Below are 17,465 nucleotides of genomic sequence, written 5' to 3'. Positions count from 1 at the left end.
TCGGAAATGAACGCAGCGGCAAAGACCCAGAACTCACCGGCCGAGACGCTCGAATCGATCGAGACGCCGGCGCTGGTGCTCGACCTGGCCCGGGTCGAACGCAATATCGCCCGCTTGAGCCAACGCCTGGAATCGCTCGGCGTGGGCTTCCGGCCGCACGTGAAAACCGCGAAATCGGTCGACGTCGCCGAACGACTGTTCGCGAGCGGGCGCGGGCCGATCACCGTCTCGACGATCAAGGAAGCGGAGTACTTCGCCGATGCGGGGTTCACCGACATGACCTATGCGGTGGGACTGGCGCCGGACAAGATCGCCCGGGTCCAGGCGCTGGTGGAGCGCGGCATCGGCGTCACGGTACTTATCGATACCATTGAGCAGGCGCAAGCGCTGGCGGATGCGGCGCCGACCGGGAACATGCCCGGGGTCCTGATCGAGATCGATTGCGATGGACATCGCGGCGGCCTGGTGCCGGGCGACCCGCAACTGCCGGCCATCGCCGGAATCCTGCGTGCCGGCGGCGTGGAGCTTTGCGGCGTGCTGACCCATGCCGGCGAGTCCTACAACTGCCGCAACGGCGAGGGGATACCCGAAGCCGCGGAACAGGAGCGCGCCGCGGCGGTGGAGGCCGCCGAATTCCTGCGCCGCCACGGGCACGCCGCGCCCGTGGTCAGCGTCGGCTCGACCCCGACCGCGCATTTCGCCCGCGACCTGCGCGGAGTGACCGAGGTACGCGCAGGCGTGTTCATGTTCTTCGACCTGGTGATGAGCGGCATCGGCGTGTGCACGCCGGACGACATCGCGCTGTCGGTGCTGGCGACGGTGATCGGACACAAGCCCGACAAGGGCTGGATACTGACCGATGCCGGCTGGATGGCGATGTCGCGCGACCGCGGTACGGCGCGCCATCCGGTGGATCAGGGTTATGGCGTGGTCTGCGACATCGACGGCGTCGTCCATCCCGACGTGATCGTCACCGATGCCAGCCAGGAGCACGGCACTGTCTCGGTGCGTCCGGGCAGTACGGCCTCGCTTCCCGACCTTGCCATCGGCCAACGCATCCGGATCCTGCCGAACCATGCCTGCGCCACGGGTGCGCAGCACGACAGGTATCAGGTCGTGCGCTCCGGCGACCGCGAGATCGTGGCGACCTGGCAACGCATGCGGGGCTGGTAGCGATGAACGAAGTGCAATGCACGGCGATCGCGCCGGGCGACGTCGCCCCTCCGGGCGGACACTACAGTCATGCGATGCGTTTCGGCGACCTCGTGTTCACCTCCGGACAGCTCGGCGTGCGCGCCGACGGCACGCATACCGCCGATCTGCCGTTCGAGGACCAGGCCCGGCAGGCGATCGGCAATGTGCTGGCCGCATTGCGTGCGGCCGGCGCGGAGCCGGCCGACATCCTGAAGGTGACCGTGCATATCGCCGATGTCGATCTGTGGCCGCGTTTCAACGCGGTCTATGCCGGGATCATGGGCGATGCCAGGCCCGCGCGGACCGTGGTCCCCGCGGCCGGCCTGCATCACGGATACCTGGTCGAAATCGATGCGGTTGCCGCCTGCCGGGCGCAGCCGCCCGCACAAACCTAGAGGTTTCATGGCGATGACCGACTTGTTCGACAAGCTCATGGCGGGCGGCCCGATCCGCAACGCCGCCTACATCGGCGGACGATGGATGCCGCTGCAAGGCGCGATGCTGCCCATCGTCAACCCGGCCACGGAACAGGTGGCCGGCGAAATCGCCAGCGGCAACGCGGCGGACGTAGATCGCGCGGTGGCGGCGGCACGCGCGGCGTTCCCTGCGTTCGCGGCCTTGCCGGCCAGCGAACGCGCGGCCTATCTCGACCGGATCCGTGCGCTGGTGCTGGAGCGGACGGAGGAATTCGCGCAGGCCATCTCGCGCGAAATGGGCGCGGCCATCGGCTATGCGCGCAATGCGCAAGTGCCGTTGGCCGCGGAGCACCTGCGCGTGGCCCGCGATCTGCTGGCCGACTATCCCTTCCAGTCGATGAAGGGAACCACGGCCATCGTGCGCGAACCCATCGGCGTGTGTGCGCTGATCACGCCCTGGAACTGGCCCCTCTACCAGATCACGGCCAAGGTGGCGCCGGCGCTTGCGGCCGGTTGCACTGTGGTGCTCAAGCCCAGCGAGCTTTCGCCGCTGAGTGCGTTGCTGTTCGCCCAGGCGATCCACGACGCCGGCTTGCCCGCCGGCGTGTTCAACCTGGTCAACGGCACCGGCTCCGAGGTTGGCGAGGCGATGGCCTCGCATCCCGGTGTGGACATGATTTCCATCACCGGTTCCAACCGTGCCGGCATCCTCGTCGCGCAGGCGGCTGCGCCGACGATCAAGCGCGTCACCCAGGAACTGGGCGGCAAATCGCCCAACGTGCTGTTGCCCGACGCCGACCTGGCCAAGGCCGTGCCGTTGGGGGTGATGGCTGCGTTCCGCAACGTCGGCCAGTCGTGCAGCGCGCCCACGCGCATGGTCGTGCCGCGCGCGCATCTGGCCGAGGTGGAAAGGCTGGGCGCGGAAACCGCGCAGGCCATCGCCGTCGGCGACCCGCGCGAGGAAGAGACCGTGCTGGGGCCGCTGGCGAACCGCGCGCAGTTCGAACGGGTGCAGGAAATGATCGGCGTGGGCATCGCCGAAGGCGCCAGGCTGCTGTGCGGCGGCCCCGGCCGGCCCGAAGGACTGGAACAGGGCTTCTTCGCCAGGCCGACGATCTTCTCCGAAGTAGCCACGTCGATGCGTATCGCGCAGGATGAAATCTTCGGACCGGTGTTGTGCGTCATCCCCTACGACACCGTGGACGAGGCGGTCGCCATCGCCAACGACACGCTGTACGGTCTGGGCGGACACGTGCAGGGCAGGGACGTGGAACAGACCCGCGCCGTGGCCCGGCGCATCCGCACCGGGCAGGTGCACATCAACCATCCCGCATGGGACCCGCACGCGCCGTTCGGCGGCTACAAGCGCTCGGGCAACGGCCGCGAATACGGCGAACACGGACTGGGCGAGTTCCTCGAGGTCAAATCGATCCTCGGTTACGGCTGAGGCTGCGGAAGGGGCGGCTTCAGCCGTTTCCGGACGCTAGCGACCTCGTTTTCCCGTGGTGAAGGTGGCGCCTCGAGGCCGCCATAATCTGCTGGACAGTACGCGGCAAACCGCAGTTTCGCGCCGGCCCCGGCTCGACTACGCGATAACGCCACGTCGGGCGCATGCTTCAATCTCAGCAGGCCCGGGACAGGGGCCATGATTCCTTTCGATCCCCTCTCTTGCGATAGGCGCGCCGCGATGACTTTCAGGCCCAAGTACATCTCCTTCGACTGCTACGGCACGTTGATCAACTACAAGCCTAACGACATGGCGCGGGTGATCTTCGCCGACCGCGTCAGCGTGGAGCATATGCCGCAGTTCCTGGCCGACTTCACCGCCTACCGCCTCGACGAGGCGCTGGGCCCGTGGCAACCGCTGGGCGACGTGCTGAAGAACTCACTGCGCCGGCTGACCCGCAAGTGGAAGCTGCAGTACGTCGACGCCGAAGCGCAAAGCATCTGCGACGCGGTGCCGACCTGGGGCCCGCACCCGGACGTCGCCGCCGGCCTGGCCAGGATCGCCGACAAGATCCCACTGGTGATCCTGTCCAATGCCGACGACAAGGACATCCTGAAGAACGTCGAACTGCTCGGCGTGCCGTTCCACCGCGTCTACACCGCCGAGCAGGCGCAGGCCTACAAGCCGCGCATGCGTCCGTTCGAATACATGATCGATGCGCTCGGCTGCAATCCGGAAGACATGCTGCATGTGTCCTCCAGCCTGCGCTACGACCTGATGACCGCCCACGACGTCGGCATCCGCGACAAGGCGTGGATCAATCGCGGCCACGGCCCGGGCACTCCGGAGTATGGCTACACCGAGATCGCCGACGCCGGCGGCCTGGCTGCGTTGGTCGGCCTGTAAGCGACACCGGCGCATGAGCGACGACGCGCTGCGCGATCGACTGGGACCGGCCGACAGTGGCCGTGTCCTGGACGCGCTCGCGCGCGGCGCCTCGCGCCGGGACGTGTTGAAACTGCTTGCCGGCGCGGGCATGGCCCTGGCGGGCGCTTCGAACCTCATCACCCTGGCCGAAGCCGCGGTCGCGGTGCGCCCGCGCCAGGGCGGTCGCCTGCGCGTGGCCAGCGCGACCTCGTCCATCGCCGACACCCTGGACCCGGCCAAGCTGGCCAACCAGACCGACTATGCGCGCTCGCGCATGCTGTACAGCTGCCTGACCGGTTTCGACGGGCACCTGGCCCCGCAGCCCGCGTTGGCGGAACGTTTCGAGACCGCCGATGCGCGGCACTGGCGCTTCCACCTGCGCCGGGGCGTGACCTTCCACGACGGCAAGCCGTTGCACGCCGACGACGTGGTGTTCTCGCTGATGCGGCACAAGGACCCGGCCACGGTGTCCAAGGCGAAGATCTTCGCCGACCAGATCGAAAGCGTGCGTGCGCTGTCGCCGAGCGAGGTCGAGGTGCGCCTGCACCAGGCCAATGCCGACCTGCCGGTGACGCTGGCCACCTTCTGGTTCGCCATCGTTCCTGCAGGTATGCGGGACTTCAATCGAGGCATCGGCACCGGTCCGTTCCGGCTCAAGGAATTCAAGCGCGGCTTGCGATCGGTGGTGGTGCGCAACCCGGACTACTGGCGCAACGGCCGTCCCTACGTGGACGAGGTCGAACTCTCCGGGCTGGGCGACGAAGGCGCGCGGGTCAATGCGCTGTTGTCCGGCGACCTGGACCTGGTGGCCGCGATCGACCCGCGTTCGGTACGCCGCGTGGAACAGAGCCGCGGCTACCGCGTGTTCCGCCAGTCGTCCGGCCAGTACAGCAACCTGGCGATGCGCCAGGACATCGCGCCGGGCCGCAGCGCGGACTTCACCGCGGCGATGAAGCTGTTGTTCGACCGCAGGCGCATCGTCGATTCGGTGGCGCTGGGCAATGCGGTCGTCGCCAACGACCAGCCGATCCATCCGTCCAATCGTTTCTGGTTCGCGGGCCTGCCGCAGCGCGAACAGGACCTGGACAAGGCGCGCCATCACTTCCGCCGCAGCGGCATCGGCAATGCACCGATACCGGTCGTCGCTTCGCCGGCGGCGACCTACAGCGTCGAGATGACCCTGGCCCTGCAGCAGAGCGCGCGCCGCATCGGCATGAACCTGCAGTTGCAGCGGATGCCGCCCGACGGCTACTGGTCGAACCACTGGGGCAAGAGCCCGGTGGGCTGGGGCAACGTCAATCCGCGTCCGAACGCCGACGCGGTGCTGACCCAGTTCTTCAAGTCCGACGCAAGCAGCAACGATGCGCACTGGCAGGACCCGAAATTCGACCAGCTGTTGCTGGTCGCGCGCTCGGAAATCGACGAAGCCAGGCGCAAGGCGCTGTACGCCGACATGCAGGTGATGATCCATGAGAAGGGCGGGGTGGCGATCCCGTTGTTCATTTCGTCGCTGGACGCGCACAACGTACGCCTGCAAGGCCTGGCGGCGATCCCGGTCGGCGGCCTGATGGGCTACGAGTTCGCCGAACACGTGTGGTGGGAGGCATGAAGCAGGTGCTGCGCCTGTTGCTGCAACGGCTGGGCCTGGCGGTGCTGTCCCTGCTGCTGGTTTCGGTGGTGGTGTTCACGATCACCGCGGTATTGCCGGGCGATGCCGCCGAGGAATTGCTCGGCCAGGACGCGACGCCGGAAACGCTGGCCGCGCTGCGCGCGCAGATGGGCCTGGACCAGCCGCTGGCGACGCGCTACCTGCATTGGCTGGGTGGGCTGGCGACCGGGGACCCGGGCCGTTCGCTGGTCAGCGATGCGCCGGTGATGGAACTGATCGGCAACCGCCTGCCCAATTCGCTGTTGCTGGCGGCGGTGACCGCGTCGATCGGCGTGCCGCTGGCCTTGCTGCTGGGTACGCTGGCCGCGGTGTTCCGCGGCAGCTGGCTGGACCGCCTGCTCAACAGCGGCGCGGTCGCGATGGTGTCGGTGCCGGAATTCCTGATCGCGACCATCGCGGTGCTGGTGCTGTCGGTGCAACTGGGCTGGCTGCCGGCGTTGTCCTACGCCAGCGACATCGATTCGTTCTCCGGCGCGTTGCGCGTGTTCGTGATGCCGGTGCTGACCCTGTGCTGCGTCATCGTGGCGCAGATGATGCGCATGACCCGCGCGGCGTTGGCCGACCAGCTGGACGCGCCGTACATCGAGATGGCGCGGCTGAAGGGCGTGCCGCCGCTGCGGCTGGTGCTGGGCCACGCGATGCCGAACGCGATCGGCCCCATCGCCAATGCGGTGGCGCTGAGCACGTCGTACCTGCTGGGCGGCGTGATCGTGATCGAGACGATCTTCTATTACCCCGGCGTGGCCAAGCTGATGGTCGACGGCGTCAGCCAGCGCGACATCCCGCTGGTGCAGACCTGCACGATGATCTTCTGCGCCGGCTACCTGCTGCTGGTCATGATCGCCGACATGATCGGCATCCTCGCCAACCCACGATTGCGCCACGCCCGATGAACGTACCGGCCGCCACGAATCCCGCTCCCGCGACAGGCGCGCGCCGCAAGCGCGTGCTCGGCCTGGGCCTGCCCGGGACCCTCGGCCTGCTGGTCGTCGTCGGCTGGCTGCTGGTCGCACTGGTCGCGCCGTGGTGGGTGCCGGCCAGCGCGCAGGACATCGGCGCACTGCCGGTGTTCGCGCCGGCCCAGGCCGGCCACTGGCTGGGTGCGGATTACCTCGGGCGCGACATGCTGGTCAGGGTATTGCTGGGCGCGCGCTACACCGTTGCGGTGGCGCTGGTCGCGGCGATCCTGGCCAGCGCCACCGGCACCTGCTTGGCGATGCTCGCCGCGGTCAGCGGCGGCTGGCTGGACGCGGTGCTCAGCCGCGGCATGGACACACTGATCTCGATCCCCAGCAAGCTGTTCGCGATGATCATGGTCGCCGCGTTCGGCGCCTCGGTGCCGCTGTTGATGCTGACCGCGACGGTCATCTACGTGCCCGGCGCCTACCGCATCGCGCGCGCGCTGGCGATAAACGTTTCCGCACTGGATTACGTGGTGGTCGCGCGCACGCGCGGCGAATCGCGCTGGTACCTGATGCTGCACGAAGTGCTGCCGAACATCATCGCGCCGGTGACGGTCGACCTGGGCCTGCGCTTCGTCTACGTGGTGCTGCTGCTGGCCAGCCTGAGCTTCCTTGGCCTGGGCGTGCAGCCGCCGGCCGCCGACTGGGGCACGCTGGTGCGCGAGAACCTGGGCGCGTTGTGGGAAGGCGGCCTGGCCGTGGTCGCGCCGGCGCTGGCCATCGCCAGCCTGACCATGGCGGTGAACCTGGTGGTCGATGGGCTGCCCGGCCGCGATGCGCGCAAGGCGGTGCACTGATGGGCGCCCGCATCGAAGTTGATGGCCTGCGCATCGTCGCCGGCGCCAGCATCCTGGTGCAGGACATCGGCTTCACCGTCGAACCGGGACAGGTGCTGGCGCTGATCGGCGAATCCGGCTCCGGAAAGACCACCATCGCGTTGGCCCTGATGGGTTACGCCCGGCGCGGTTGCCGCATCGCCGGTGGCCGCGTGCGCATCGGCGATACCGAGGTGCTGGCCCTGCCGGAATCCGGCAAGCGCGCCTTGCGCGGGCGCCGCATGGCCTACATCGCGCAGAGCGCGGCGGCCTCTTTCAACCCGTCGCGGCGCATCCTCGACCAGGTGGTCGAACCGGCGTTGCTGCACGGCCTGCTGGAGCGCGAGGCCGCCGAACGCAAGGCGGTCGAATTGTTCCGCGAACTGGCGCTGCCTGACCCCGAAACCATAGGCCAGCGCTATCCGCACGAAGTCTCGGGCGGGCAGTTGCAGCGGGTGATGGCGGCGATGGCATTGATCGCCGATCCGGACGTGGTGATCTTCGACGAGCCGACCACCGCGCTGGACGTGACCACGCAGATCGAGGTGCTGGCCGCGTTCCGGCGCGCTATCCGCGAACGCGGAGTCAGCGCGATCTACGTTAGCCACGACCTGGCCGTGGTCGCGCAGATGGCCGACCGCATCCTGGTGTTGCGCCATGGGCGCATGCGCGAGTGCGCCGGTACCGCGCAGATCCTCGCAAGCCCCAATGATGAGTACACGCGAAGCCTGCTGGACGCCGCACGCGTGGGCGAACGCGCTCCGGACGCGCCGCCGGCAACGGCCGGCACGCCGCTGCTGGAAGTCGCGGGACTGTCGGCCGGTTACGGCCGTGTGCGCGACGGCAAGCCGGAGTTCCCGGTGCTGGCGGATGTCGATTTCAAGCTGTATCGCGGCCAGGCCATCGGCGTGATCGGCGAATCGGGTTCCGGCAAGTCGACGCTGGCGCGTTGCATCGCCGGCCTGATCGCGCCGGTGGCTGGCACGATCCACTTCGATGGCAAGGCACTGCCCGGTCAGCTGGCCCAGCGCGACCGCGAAACCTTGCGCCGCGTGCAGATCGTATTCCAGCACGCCGACACCGCACTCAATCCTGCGCACACGGTCGGCCGCATCCTCGAACGACCGCTGGCGTTCTTCCATGGGATGGACGCAGCATCGCGGCGGCGTCGCGTGGCCGAACTGCTCGACCTGGTCAAGCTGCCGGCGGCGCTGGCCGACCGCACTTCCGTTGGCCTGTCCGGCGGGCAGAAGCAGCGCATCAACCTGGCCCGCGCACTGGCCGCGCAGCCGGACCTGATCCTGTGCGACGAAGTGACGTCCGCGCTGGATCCGGTGGTCGCCGCGGCGATCCTCGACCTGATCGCCGAATTGCGCCGCGAGGTCAACGCCTCGTACCTGTTCATCAGCCACGACATGCACAGCGTGCGTGCGGTCTGCGACAGCATCGTGGTGATGCGGCACGGACGCAAGCTGGCCCAGATCGCCCGCGAAGACCATGCGCGCGGTCCCCACCATCCCTATTACGAACAACTGGCGCGTTCGGTTCCCGAACTGCGCACCGGCTGGCTGGACGACGTGCTGGCCGCATCCGGACGCGGGACCCGCGCACCGACAGGAGAAACCGCATCGTGAGCAAGTATCGCATCGCCGTCATGCCGGGCGACGGCATCGGCCAGGAAGTCATGCCCGAGGGCCTGCGCGTACTGGAAGCCGCCGCCGCGCGCTTCGGCATCGGGCTCGATTTCGTCCATCGCGACTGGGCCCACTGCGACTACTACGCCAAGCACGGGCAGATGATGCCCGACGACTGGAAGTCGCAACTGGAAAGCATGGATGCGCTGTACTTCGGCGCGGTCGGCTGGCCGGACACGGTGCCGGACCATGTTTCGCTGTGGGGTTCGTTGCTGAAGTTCCGCCGCGAATTCGACCAGTACATCAACCTGCGCCCGGTGCGCCTGTTCGAGGGCGTGCCGTGCCCGCTGGTCGGTCGCAAGCCCGGCGACATCGAATACTACGTGGTGCGCGAGAACACCGAGGGCGAATACACCGCGCTGGGCGGCATCATGTATGCCGGCACCGAACGCGAGATCGTCGTGCAGGAAACCGTGATGTCGCGCTTCGGCGCCGACCGGGTGCTGAAGTACGCCTTCGAGATGGCCAATGCGCGCCCGCGCAAGCACCTGACCGTGGCCACCAAGAGCAACGGCATCGCGATCAGCATGCCGTGGTGGGACGGCCGCGCCGATGCGGTCGGCGCCGGCTATCCGCAGGTGACCGTCGACAAGCAGCACATCGATATCCTTTGCGCGCGCTTCGTGCTGCAACCGGGCCGCTTCGACGTGGTGGTGGCTTCGAACCTGTTCGGCGACATCCTTTCCGACCTGGGCCCCGCCACTACCGGCACGATAGGCCTGGCGCCTTCGGCCAACCTCAACCCGGAGCGCACGTTCCCGTCGCTGTTCGAGCCGGTGCACGGTTCCGCGCCGGATATCGCAGGGCAGGGCATCGCCAATCCGATCGCGATGATCTGGTCGGGCGCGCTGATGCTCGATTTCCTCGACAAGGGGCAGGGGGCCGGACGCGCTGCGCACGATGCGATTCTCGCCGCCATCGAGCAGGTGCTGCGCGAGGGTCCGCGGACGCGCGACTTGGGCGGTACCACGTCCACGCGCGAGATCGGCGAGGCCATCGCCCGCCTCGTCGCCGCGGCTTGACCCCGCGTCGTTCCCAAAACCCATTCTGCAGGCCGTGCCCATGCCGCTGACATTGCAACGCCCCGATCTGCTGCGTTCGGCCCATTACATCGGCGGCCGCTGGTGCGAAGCGGCCGGTGGCGCGCGCTACGACGTCGAAGACCCGGCATTGGCCCGCGTCTTCGCCAGCGTTCCCGACAGCGACGCGCGCGATGGCGCCGCCGCGCTGGAAGCGGCGCACGCCGCGCTCCCGGCCTGGCGCGCGGTGCCGGCACGCGAGCGTTCGCGCATCCTCGCACGCTGGAATGCGCTGGTGCTGCAGCACAAGGAAGACCTGGGCAGGCTGATCTCGCGCGAGCAGGGCAAGCCACTGGCCGAGGCCATCGGCGAGATCGTCTACGCGGCAAGCTACATCGAATGGTTCGCCGGCGAAGCCGCGCGCATCCACGGCGACGTGATCGCGGCGCCGGTGGCGGGGCGGCAGATGCTGGCGGTGAAGGAGCCGGTCGGCGTCATCGCGGCGATTTCGCCGTGGAATTTCCCCGCGGCGATGATCGCGCGCAAGATCGCGCCGGCGCTGGCTGCCGGCTGTACCGTGGTCGCGAAACCTGCCGAGGACACCCCGTTGACGGCGCTGGCGCTGGTCGCGCTGGCCGAGGACGCCGGTGTGCCGGCGGGCGTGCTGAACCTGGTGACGGCTTCGCGCAGCAATGCGCCTGGCGTGGTCGATGTCTGGCTGGACGATGCGCGCGTGCGCAAGCTGACCTTCACCGGCTCCACGCCGGTCGGCCGCCACCTGGCGCGCGCCAGCGCCGATACGTTCAAGAAACTGTCGCTGGAACTGGGCGGAAACGCACCGTTCATCGTGTTCGAAGACGCCGACCTCGACGCCGCGGTGGACGGACTGATGTCGGCGAAGTTCCGCAACGCCGGCCAGACCTGCGTATGTCCGAACCGCGTCTACGTCCACGACGCGGTGCACGACGATTTCGTCGCCAGGCTGGCCGCGCGCGTCGCCGCGCTGCGGGTGGCGCCGGCCACCGATCCGCAGGCGCAGATCGGCCCGCTGATCAACGCCAAGGCGGTCGAGAAGGTCGGCCGGCACGTGCAGGACGCGTTGGCCAAGGGCGCGACGCTGGTGACCGGCGGCAAGCGCTTGCCGGAACTCGGCGTGAATTTCTACCAGCCGACGGTGCTGACCGGCGTCGGCAACGACATGGAGTTCGCCTGCGAGGAAACCTTCGGCCCGATGGTGCCGGTGTTCCGCTTCGCCGACGAGGAGGCCGTGGTCGCCGAGGCCAACGGCACGCCCTACGGGCTGGCGGCGTATTTCTACACCCGCGACGTGCGCCGCATCGCGCGCCTGGGCTCGGCACTGGAAGCCGGCCTGGTCGGCATCAACGAAGGCGCGGTCGCGTCCGAAGCCGCGCCTTTCGGCGGCATCAAGGCATCGGGTTACGGACGCGAAGGTTCGCGCCATGGCCTCGACGAGTACATGCACATCAAATACCTGTGCCAGGGTGGACTGGACTGATACGCAACCATGACGCCGCCGCATGCCTCGCCTGAGCATGCCAGGCATTGAAGCATCCGGGGAAGACCTGCAATGACAACGCGAATCGAACACGACCTGCTGGGCGACCGAGAGGTTCCCGCGGACGCCTACTGGGGCGTGCACACGCTGCGCGCGGTGGAGAACTTCCCGATAAGCGGCGTGCGCATCGGCCAGTACGCGTCGCTGATCGAGGCGCTGGCCAACATCAAGCATGCCGCGGCCCTCGCCAATGGCGAACTCGGCCTGCTCGATGCACGGCATGTGGATGCGATATCGCGTGCCTGCGAGGAGATCCGCAATGGCGCGTTGCACGACCAGTTCGTCGTCGACGTGATCCAGGGTGGGGCCGGTACTTCGACCAACATGAATGCCAACGAGGTGATCGCCAATCGCGCCCTGGAACTCATGGGCAATGCCAAGGGCGAGTACCGCTACCTGCACCCCAACGAACACGTCAACCTGGGACAAAGCACCAACGACGTCTACCCGACGGCGTTGAAGCTGGCCGCCTGGTTCGATGCGCAGGCATTGCTGTTGGCGATGGCCGGATTGCGCGATGCGTTCGCCGCCAAGCGCGACGAATTCGCCGACATCCTGAAAGTAGGGCGCACGCAACTGCAGGATGCCGTGCCGATGACGCTGGGCCAGGAGTTCGGCACCTATGCGGTGATGATGGACGAGGACATGCTGCGGTTGCGCGAGGCGATGGCCTTCCTGCGCGAGATCAACCTCGGTGCGACCGCCATCGGCACCGGCATCAATTCGCATCCGCAGTACGCGGCCCTGGTCTGCCGCAAGCTGTCCGAGCTGACCGGCGTCGACCTGTTGACCGCGCCCGACCTGATCGAATCGACCCAGGACTGCGGCGTGTTCGTCCACCTGTCCGGTGCGTTGAAGCGCGTCGCGGTGAAGCTGGGCAAGACCTGCAACGACCTGCGCCTGTTGTCGTCGGGCCCGCGCGCAGGCTTTGGCGAGATCAACCTGCCGCCCTGCCAGTCCGGCTCGTCGATCATGCCGGGCAAGATCAATCCGGTGATCCCGGAAGTGGTCAACCAGATCGCCTTCGAAGTGATCGGCAACGACCTGACCGTGACCTTGGCCGCGCAGGCCGGGCAGTTGCAGTTGAACGCCTTCGAACCGATCCTGGCGCTGAGCCTGTTCCGCAGCCTGTCGCACCTGCGTCGCGGTTGCGAGACGCTGACCAGGAATTGCGTGGTGGGCATTACCGCCAACCCCGACCAGTTGCGTCGGCAGGTCGAACGCTCCATCGGCATCGCCACGGCGTTGAACCCGCATATCGGCTACGTCGCCGCGACGGAAGTAGCGGTCGAGGCGCAGGTGACGGGCGGCAGCGTGGGCGAGATCGTATTGCGGCGGGGGCTGCTTTCACAGGAAGCGCTGGACGAGATCCTGCGGCCGGCGAAGCTGGCACGGCCGCCTGCCTGAGGCGTTTCGCTCCCCGGTGGCGGCTGATGGCCGACGGATCTTGCGGGATCTCCGGCGAGGATCGGAGACGGATTCCGGGCCGGGTCTATGCGCGATGGCCCAGCCTCGCAGTTCCTGCGGCCTTGCATGCATGTGGATTATCTGTCGCCGCCTATGCCGATGAAGCTACCCGCGACGCAACAGGATCGATCCGGCAGGAGCCAGACGACTGCATGGGGAAATTCGTCGCGTCGCAGTGGAATGGAACCCGGCAAACGATGGGCAAGCCATGTTTCCGTTGCAGCCAATCCTGGATAAGCGGATCGCACCGGGTCACAGCGATTCGTTCGCGCGGGGGTGTTCGACATCCTCATGCGCGCAGTGCATGGTTGGCGCAAAGCCTTCGAAGGATCGCACGTGCCAGTGCGACTGGAGCGCCAGTACATTCCGGCATGCTGCCGATGCCGTGAGAGACATCGACCGGTAGCGTCGGCAGCCGTCTTGGGATGGCGGAGTGCAGCGCAAGACGTGCCGACCTGCAACGGGTTTGGTGCAGGCAGCCGATTGGATTTGGTTTGGATGGGGTCGATTGGATCCTCTCCATCGGCGGTCCGCTCGTAGTCTTGTGCGTATGGGGGCCGAGCAATGCGCAATGCTTTGCGGGGAAAAGAAAAAGCCCCTGTGCTGCGGACAGTATTCTTGGTTACACAACCAGGAAAAAAGCTTACGAAACAGCCTTGTATCAGATGCAACTAATCGTGTCGCGGAGCCTGTCGCCGTATTGCTGCACTGCACGGTGACAAACTCGGCAAGGCTTGACTAGGCTGCGCTCACTCTATGTTAGCGCTACCACCCATGCTGGCATCGAGATGCGGATCAGGTTGTTGGGGCGTCGCCTTTGCGCGGGAGTTCAGGACGCGGGATGAAGCACCGGGAAACCGATATTGCTGCAGCGGGTGTCTTTACCAGCACCCGGTCTTGAAAAGGTGGGCTTGCGGCCCGCGGGTGCCCCGGGGGAGGGCGATACATCCATCGATCGAAAAGGAAGGGGAGTCCACATGAGAGGGTGCAGGTTCCAATGCGACGCACTAAAGGCGGCCCTGGCGAATGCCGATGCCGTGTCACATGCAGTGAATGATTTTGTCGTTGGCCGTTCAATCACAGTGCTGAGGAAATACCCATGAGCCACAAGTCGAAGCGATTCAAGTCGAAGGCCATGTTCACCTTCGTGGGCGGCATGCTGATCATCAATCCGGCGTTCGCGCAGGACGCAGCGCAGGACACGTCGGCGCAGAGCGCGCCTGCACAGAGCACGCCTGCACAAAGCGCGCAACAAACGACCGACGACGCCACCACGCTCGACACCGTCGTGGTCACGGGTATCCGCAGCAGCCTCAACCAGGCGATGGGAATCAAGCGCGACTCCGCTGGCGTGGTCGATGCGATCAGCGCCGAGGATATCGGCAAGTTCCCGGACACCAACCTGGCCGAATCGTTGCAGCGCATCACCGGCATCTCGATCGAGCGTCGCGATGGCGAAGGCGCGCAGGTCACGGCACGCGGCTTCGGCCCGCAGTTCAACATGGTCACGCTCAATGGCCGGCAGATGCCCGGCGCGGATGCGTTCGGCGCCTCTGGCCAAGTCGCTATCGGCGGCGTGGATGGCGGTACCCGCGCGTTCAACTTCGCCCAGCTCGCGGCCGAAGCGATCAGCGGCATCGAGGTCTACAAGACCGGCCAGGCGCAGGTTCCGAGCGGCGGCATCGGCGCGACCATCAACATCCTCACCGACAAGCCCTTCAACCACGAGGGCATCGTCGCAAGCGCCGGGGTCAAGGCGGTCTCCGACCGCTCGCAGCCGTTCGACAACGACATCACCCCGGAAGTCTCCGGCATCTTCAGCTTCACCAATGCCGACAAGACCTTCGGCATCGGCGTCAGCGCCAGCTCGCAGAAGCGCCAGGGCGGCTCGGTGCAGGCGACCGAGAACTACTGGAACATCCAGCCGTGGACCGGGACCATGCCGGGCGCTCCGGACGTGGTGAATGCGCCGGCCATCGGTGAGCTCTACGCCCGTCCCAACGACTTGCGCTATGCCTTCTCCGAGTTCGAGCGCGAGCGGGTCAACGGCCAGGTGGTGGTGCAGTTCGCGCCGATCGACAGCCTGACCATGACCCTGGACTACACCTACTCGACCAACGAGATCACCGAGAATCGCGGCGAGCAGAGCATGTGGCTGCAGAACAGCCAATACACCGACATCGAGTTCGACACCAGCGGCGCGGTCGCCACCCCGGTCTACATCCGCGAAATCGCCGGGACCAAGGACTTCGGCCTGGAACAGCAGCGCAGCATGCAGAAATACAAGCTGAGCTCGCTGGGCTTCAATGCGCAGTGGGATGTCAACGACGATTTCCGCCTGACTTTCGACGCGCACAACTCCAAGAACGAGAGCCGGCCGAACGATCCGCTGACCGGCGGCGGCTCGATCTTCATGAGCATCGCCGGCACCAACAACTGCACCACCGGCCCGCACTGCGGCGGTTCGTGGGTGCAGGAGATGTTCTTCAACAACGGCCTGCCGGTCGGTTCGCAGACCTGGTATCCGACTACGGCCGACGCCCTTGCCGGCACCAACGGCGTGGTCAATCCCGGCTTCGTCGAAGGTGAAGTCGGGTCGCAGGTATTGCGCATCAACGCGCAGACCCAGGTCAGCGAGATCAAGCAGGCCCGGCTGGACGGCGAATGGACTTTCGACACGGGTCGCTTCCAGTTCGGCGTGGATACGGCGAAGTCCTCCACCCACCGCCTGCAGGCGGCGGAGGCGTACTCCGCCCTCGGCGACTGGGGCGTGGCCAACGTCGACTCGGACGTGGCCGGAGGTCTGATGGATCACCTGCAGCCGGTCAACCTGGTCGGGTTGTTCGATGACTACAACATCGCCAGCTACCAGGGTTGGAGGGGCGATGCCGGCGAGCTGACCGAATGGGCAGCGGGCCAGTACGGCCTCAATATCGGCGTCAGCCCACAGAACTCCGCCAACGATCGTGTGGAGGAAAAGACCAATGCCGCCTATATGCAGGTGGACCTGGAGGGCGAGCTGGGCGGCATGCGCACCAATACCCGCATCGGCGTGCGCTACGAGAAGACGGATGTGGTTTCGACCTCGGTCATCGCCATCCCCGAAGCCATCGAGTGGTCGGCCAATAACGATTTCCGCATCGTGCTGTCCGATGAGCAACAGCCGTTCAGTGAAAAGGCCAGCTACAGCTACGTGCTGCCCAACCTGGACTTCAGCATCGACTTCACCGACGAGTTGAAGGGCCGCGCTTCATTCGGCAAGACCATCGCACGCGCGCCTTACGGCAATCTGTACGCTGGCCCCGGTACTGCGCAGCAGCCGTTCGGCTCGGTGCTGCTCGACCCCTCGGTCCGCGCCAGCGGTAACGATCAGAATCCCATGCTGAAGCCGTTGGAATCGGACAACCTGGATCTGGCGCTGGAGTGGTATTTCGCCGACGCCAGCTACGTTTCGTTGACTTATTGGAACAAGTCGGTAGCAAACTTCATCGGCAATGGCGTGACGCAGCAACCGCTGTACGGCCTGACCGATCCGACTTCCGGCCCCGATGCACAGGCGGCGTTGGACTTCCTGCAGAGCGCGGCCTGCATAACCCAGGTGGGCGCGGCCAACGCCGCCGCCTGTTCGGGCAACGACACCTCGCTGTTCACCGCGCTGGCGCTGTTGCGCAACGATCCCGCCGGGTTGGCGGCCTTCAACGGCACCGGCGCGCAGGCGCTGGCGACGGAAGCGGCTTACAACCTGGTCGGCGAAGCCGACGATCCGCTGTACATGTTCAACGTCAACCGCCCGGTCAACCAGAACCAGGCCAAGTTGCATGGCTGGGAACTGGGTGGACAGTACTTCTTCGGCGACAGTGGTTTCGGCATCTTCGCCAACTACACCATCGTCAAGGGCGACGTGGGCTACGACGACGCGGGCGATCCCAACATCGACCAGTTCTCGCTGACCGGGCTGAGCGACACCGCCAACGCCATGTTCATGTACGAGAAATACGGCTGGTCCGTGCGCCTGGCCTGGAACTGGCGCGACGAATACCTGATCCTGGCCAACCAGGGCGCCAGCCGCAATCCGTACTACGTGGAGGCCTACGATCAGTGGGACCTGAGCGTGAACTACGCGCTCAACGACCACTGGTCGTTCGGCCTGGAGGCGATCAACCTGACCGGCGAGGACGTGCGCTGGCACGCCCGCACCGACAAGCAGATCGTCAAGCTGGCCGACCAGAGCCCGCGCTACATGCTCGGGGTGCGTTACAAGTTCTGAGTCCTGCGATAC

At 66.7% G+C, this 17,465-nt stretch carries 12 protein-coding genes; all 12 read left to right on the top strand.

The genetic code is table 11. The features are described from left to right. Window positions 1-6 precede the first annotated feature (6 nt). The 12 genes from CSC74_RS11345 (at window position 7) to CSC74_RS11290 (ending at window position 17,453) form a co-directional block, all read left to right on the top strand. Window positions 7-1,173: an alanine racemase gene (locus CSC74_RS11345; protein ID WP_162314567.1), complete on the top strand. Its 1,167-nt coding sequence runs from the start codon at window positions 7-9 to the stop codon at window positions 1,171-1,173. A gap of 2 nt (window positions 1,174-1,175) precedes the next feature. Then, on the top strand, window positions 1,176-1,589 hold the full coding sequence (locus CSC74_RS11340; RefSeq protein ID WP_162314566.1) for a RidA family protein: 414 nt from the start codon (window positions 1,176-1,178) through the stop codon (window positions 1,587-1,589). A gap of 13 nt (window positions 1,590-1,602) precedes the next feature. Next, a complete protein-coding gene (locus CSC74_RS11335; RefSeq protein WP_162314565.1) occupies window positions 1,603-3,057 on the top strand; it encodes an aldehyde dehydrogenase family protein in 1,455 nt (484 codons plus the stop codon). Between the two features lie 240 nt (window positions 3,058-3,297). After that, entirely contained in the window at window positions 3,298-3,963 is a 666-nt protein-coding gene (locus CSC74_RS11330; protein WP_162314564.1) for a haloacid dehalogenase type II, read from the top strand. Window positions 3,964-3,976: 13 nt separating this feature from the next. Continuing rightward, complete coding sequence (locus CSC74_RS11325) at window positions 3,977-5,593, top strand: ABC transporter substrate-binding protein (RefSeq protein ID WP_162314563.1); 1,617 nt, start codon at window positions 3,977-3,979, stop codon at window positions 5,591-5,593. Further along, window positions 5,590-6,546: an ABC transporter permease gene (locus CSC74_RS11320; RefSeq protein WP_162314562.1), complete on the top strand. Its 957-nt coding sequence runs from the start codon at window positions 5,590-5,592 to the stop codon at window positions 6,544-6,546. The genes CSC74_RS11325 and CSC74_RS11320 overlap by 4 nt, the downstream gene beginning before the upstream one ends. Beyond that, window positions 6,543-7,412: an ABC transporter permease gene (locus CSC74_RS11315; protein ID WP_162314561.1), complete on the top strand. Its 870-nt coding sequence runs from the start codon at window positions 6,543-6,545 to the stop codon at window positions 7,410-7,412. The genes CSC74_RS11320 and CSC74_RS11315 overlap by 4 nt, the downstream gene beginning before the upstream one ends. After that, window positions 7,412-9,064, top strand: a complete 1,653-nt coding sequence (locus CSC74_RS11310; RefSeq protein ID WP_162314560.1) for an ABC transporter ATP-binding protein — start codon at window positions 7,412-7,414, stop codon at window positions 9,062-9,064. The genes CSC74_RS11315 and CSC74_RS11310 overlap by 1 nt, the downstream gene beginning before the upstream one ends. Then, on the top strand, window positions 9,061-10,146 hold the full coding sequence (locus CSC74_RS11305) for a tartrate dehydrogenase (RefSeq protein WP_281349753.1): 1,086 nt from the start codon (window positions 9,061-9,063) through the stop codon (window positions 10,144-10,146). Before CSC74_RS11310 ends, CSC74_RS11305 begins: the two co-directional genes overlap by 4 nt. A 40-nt stretch (window positions 10,147-10,186) precedes the next feature. Continuing rightward, complete coding sequence (locus CSC74_RS11300; protein WP_162314559.1) at window positions 10,187-11,659, top strand: NAD-dependent succinate-semialdehyde dehydrogenase; 1,473 nt, start codon at window positions 10,187-10,189, stop codon at window positions 11,657-11,659. Between the two features lie 72 nt (window positions 11,660-11,731). Then, the gene (locus CSC74_RS11295; protein ID WP_162314558.1) at window positions 11,732-13,126 is read left to right on the top strand and encodes an aspartate ammonia-lyase; all 1,395 of its coding nucleotides are present in this window, start codon (window positions 11,732-11,734) and stop codon (window positions 13,124-13,126) included. 1,159 nt (window positions 13,127-14,285) lie between these two features. After that, window positions 14,286-17,453: a TonB-dependent receptor gene (locus CSC74_RS11290; RefSeq protein ID WP_162314557.1), complete on the top strand. Its 3,168-nt coding sequence runs from the start codon at window positions 14,286-14,288 to the stop codon at window positions 17,451-17,453. The last annotated feature ends 12 nt before the right edge of the window (window positions 17,454-17,465 follow it).

This window comes from Pseudoxanthomonas yeongjuensis (assembly GCF_010093345.1).
GTDB lineage: Bacteria > Pseudomonadota > Gammaproteobacteria > Xanthomonadales > Xanthomonadaceae > Pseudoxanthomonas_A > Pseudoxanthomonas_A yeongjuensis.
This window is presented reverse-complemented; position numbering and strand designations above follow the sequence as displayed.

What these genes read in the sequence shown, in the direction of transcription:
- CSC74_RS11345 (WP_162314567.1), top strand. Translation starts at nt 7, where the DNA reads ATGAACGCAGCGGCAAAGACCCAGAACTCACCGGCCGAGACGCTCGAA.
- CSC74_RS11300 (WP_162314559.1), top strand. Translation starts at nt 10,187, where the DNA reads ATGCCGCTGACATTGCAACGCCCCGATCTGCTGCGTTCGGCCCATTAC.
- CSC74_RS11290 (WP_162314557.1), top strand. Translation starts at nt 14,286, where the DNA reads ATGAGCCACAAGTCGAAGCGATTCAAGTCGAAGGCCATGTTCACCTTC.
- CSC74_RS11340 (WP_162314566.1), top strand. Translation starts at nt 1,176, where the DNA reads ATGAACGAAGTGCAATGCACGGCGATCGCGCCGGGCGACGTCGCCCCT.
- CSC74_RS11325 (WP_162314563.1), top strand. Translation starts at nt 3,977, where the DNA reads ATGAGCGACGACGCGCTGCGCGATCGACTGGGACCGGCCGACAGTGGC.
- CSC74_RS11335 (WP_162314565.1), top strand. Translation starts at nt 1,603, where the DNA reads ATGACCGACTTGTTCGACAAGCTCATGGCGGGCGGCCCGATCCGCAAC.
- CSC74_RS11330 (WP_162314564.1), top strand. Translation starts at nt 3,298, where the DNA reads ATGACTTTCAGGCCCAAGTACATCTCCTTCGACTGCTACGGCACGTTG.
- CSC74_RS11315 (WP_162314561.1), top strand. Translation starts at nt 6,543, where the DNA reads ATGAACGTACCGGCCGCCACGAATCCCGCTCCCGCGACAGGCGCGCGC.
- CSC74_RS11320 (WP_162314562.1), top strand. Translation starts at nt 5,590, where the DNA reads ATGAAGCAGGTGCTGCGCCTGTTGCTGCAACGGCTGGGCCTGGCGGTG.
- CSC74_RS11310 (WP_162314560.1), top strand. Translation starts at nt 7,412, where the DNA reads ATGGGCGCCCGCATCGAAGTTGATGGCCTGCGCATCGTCGCCGGCGCC.
- CSC74_RS11295 (WP_162314558.1), top strand. Translation starts at nt 11,732, where the DNA reads ATGACAACGCGAATCGAACACGACCTGCTGGGCGACCGAGAGGTTCCC.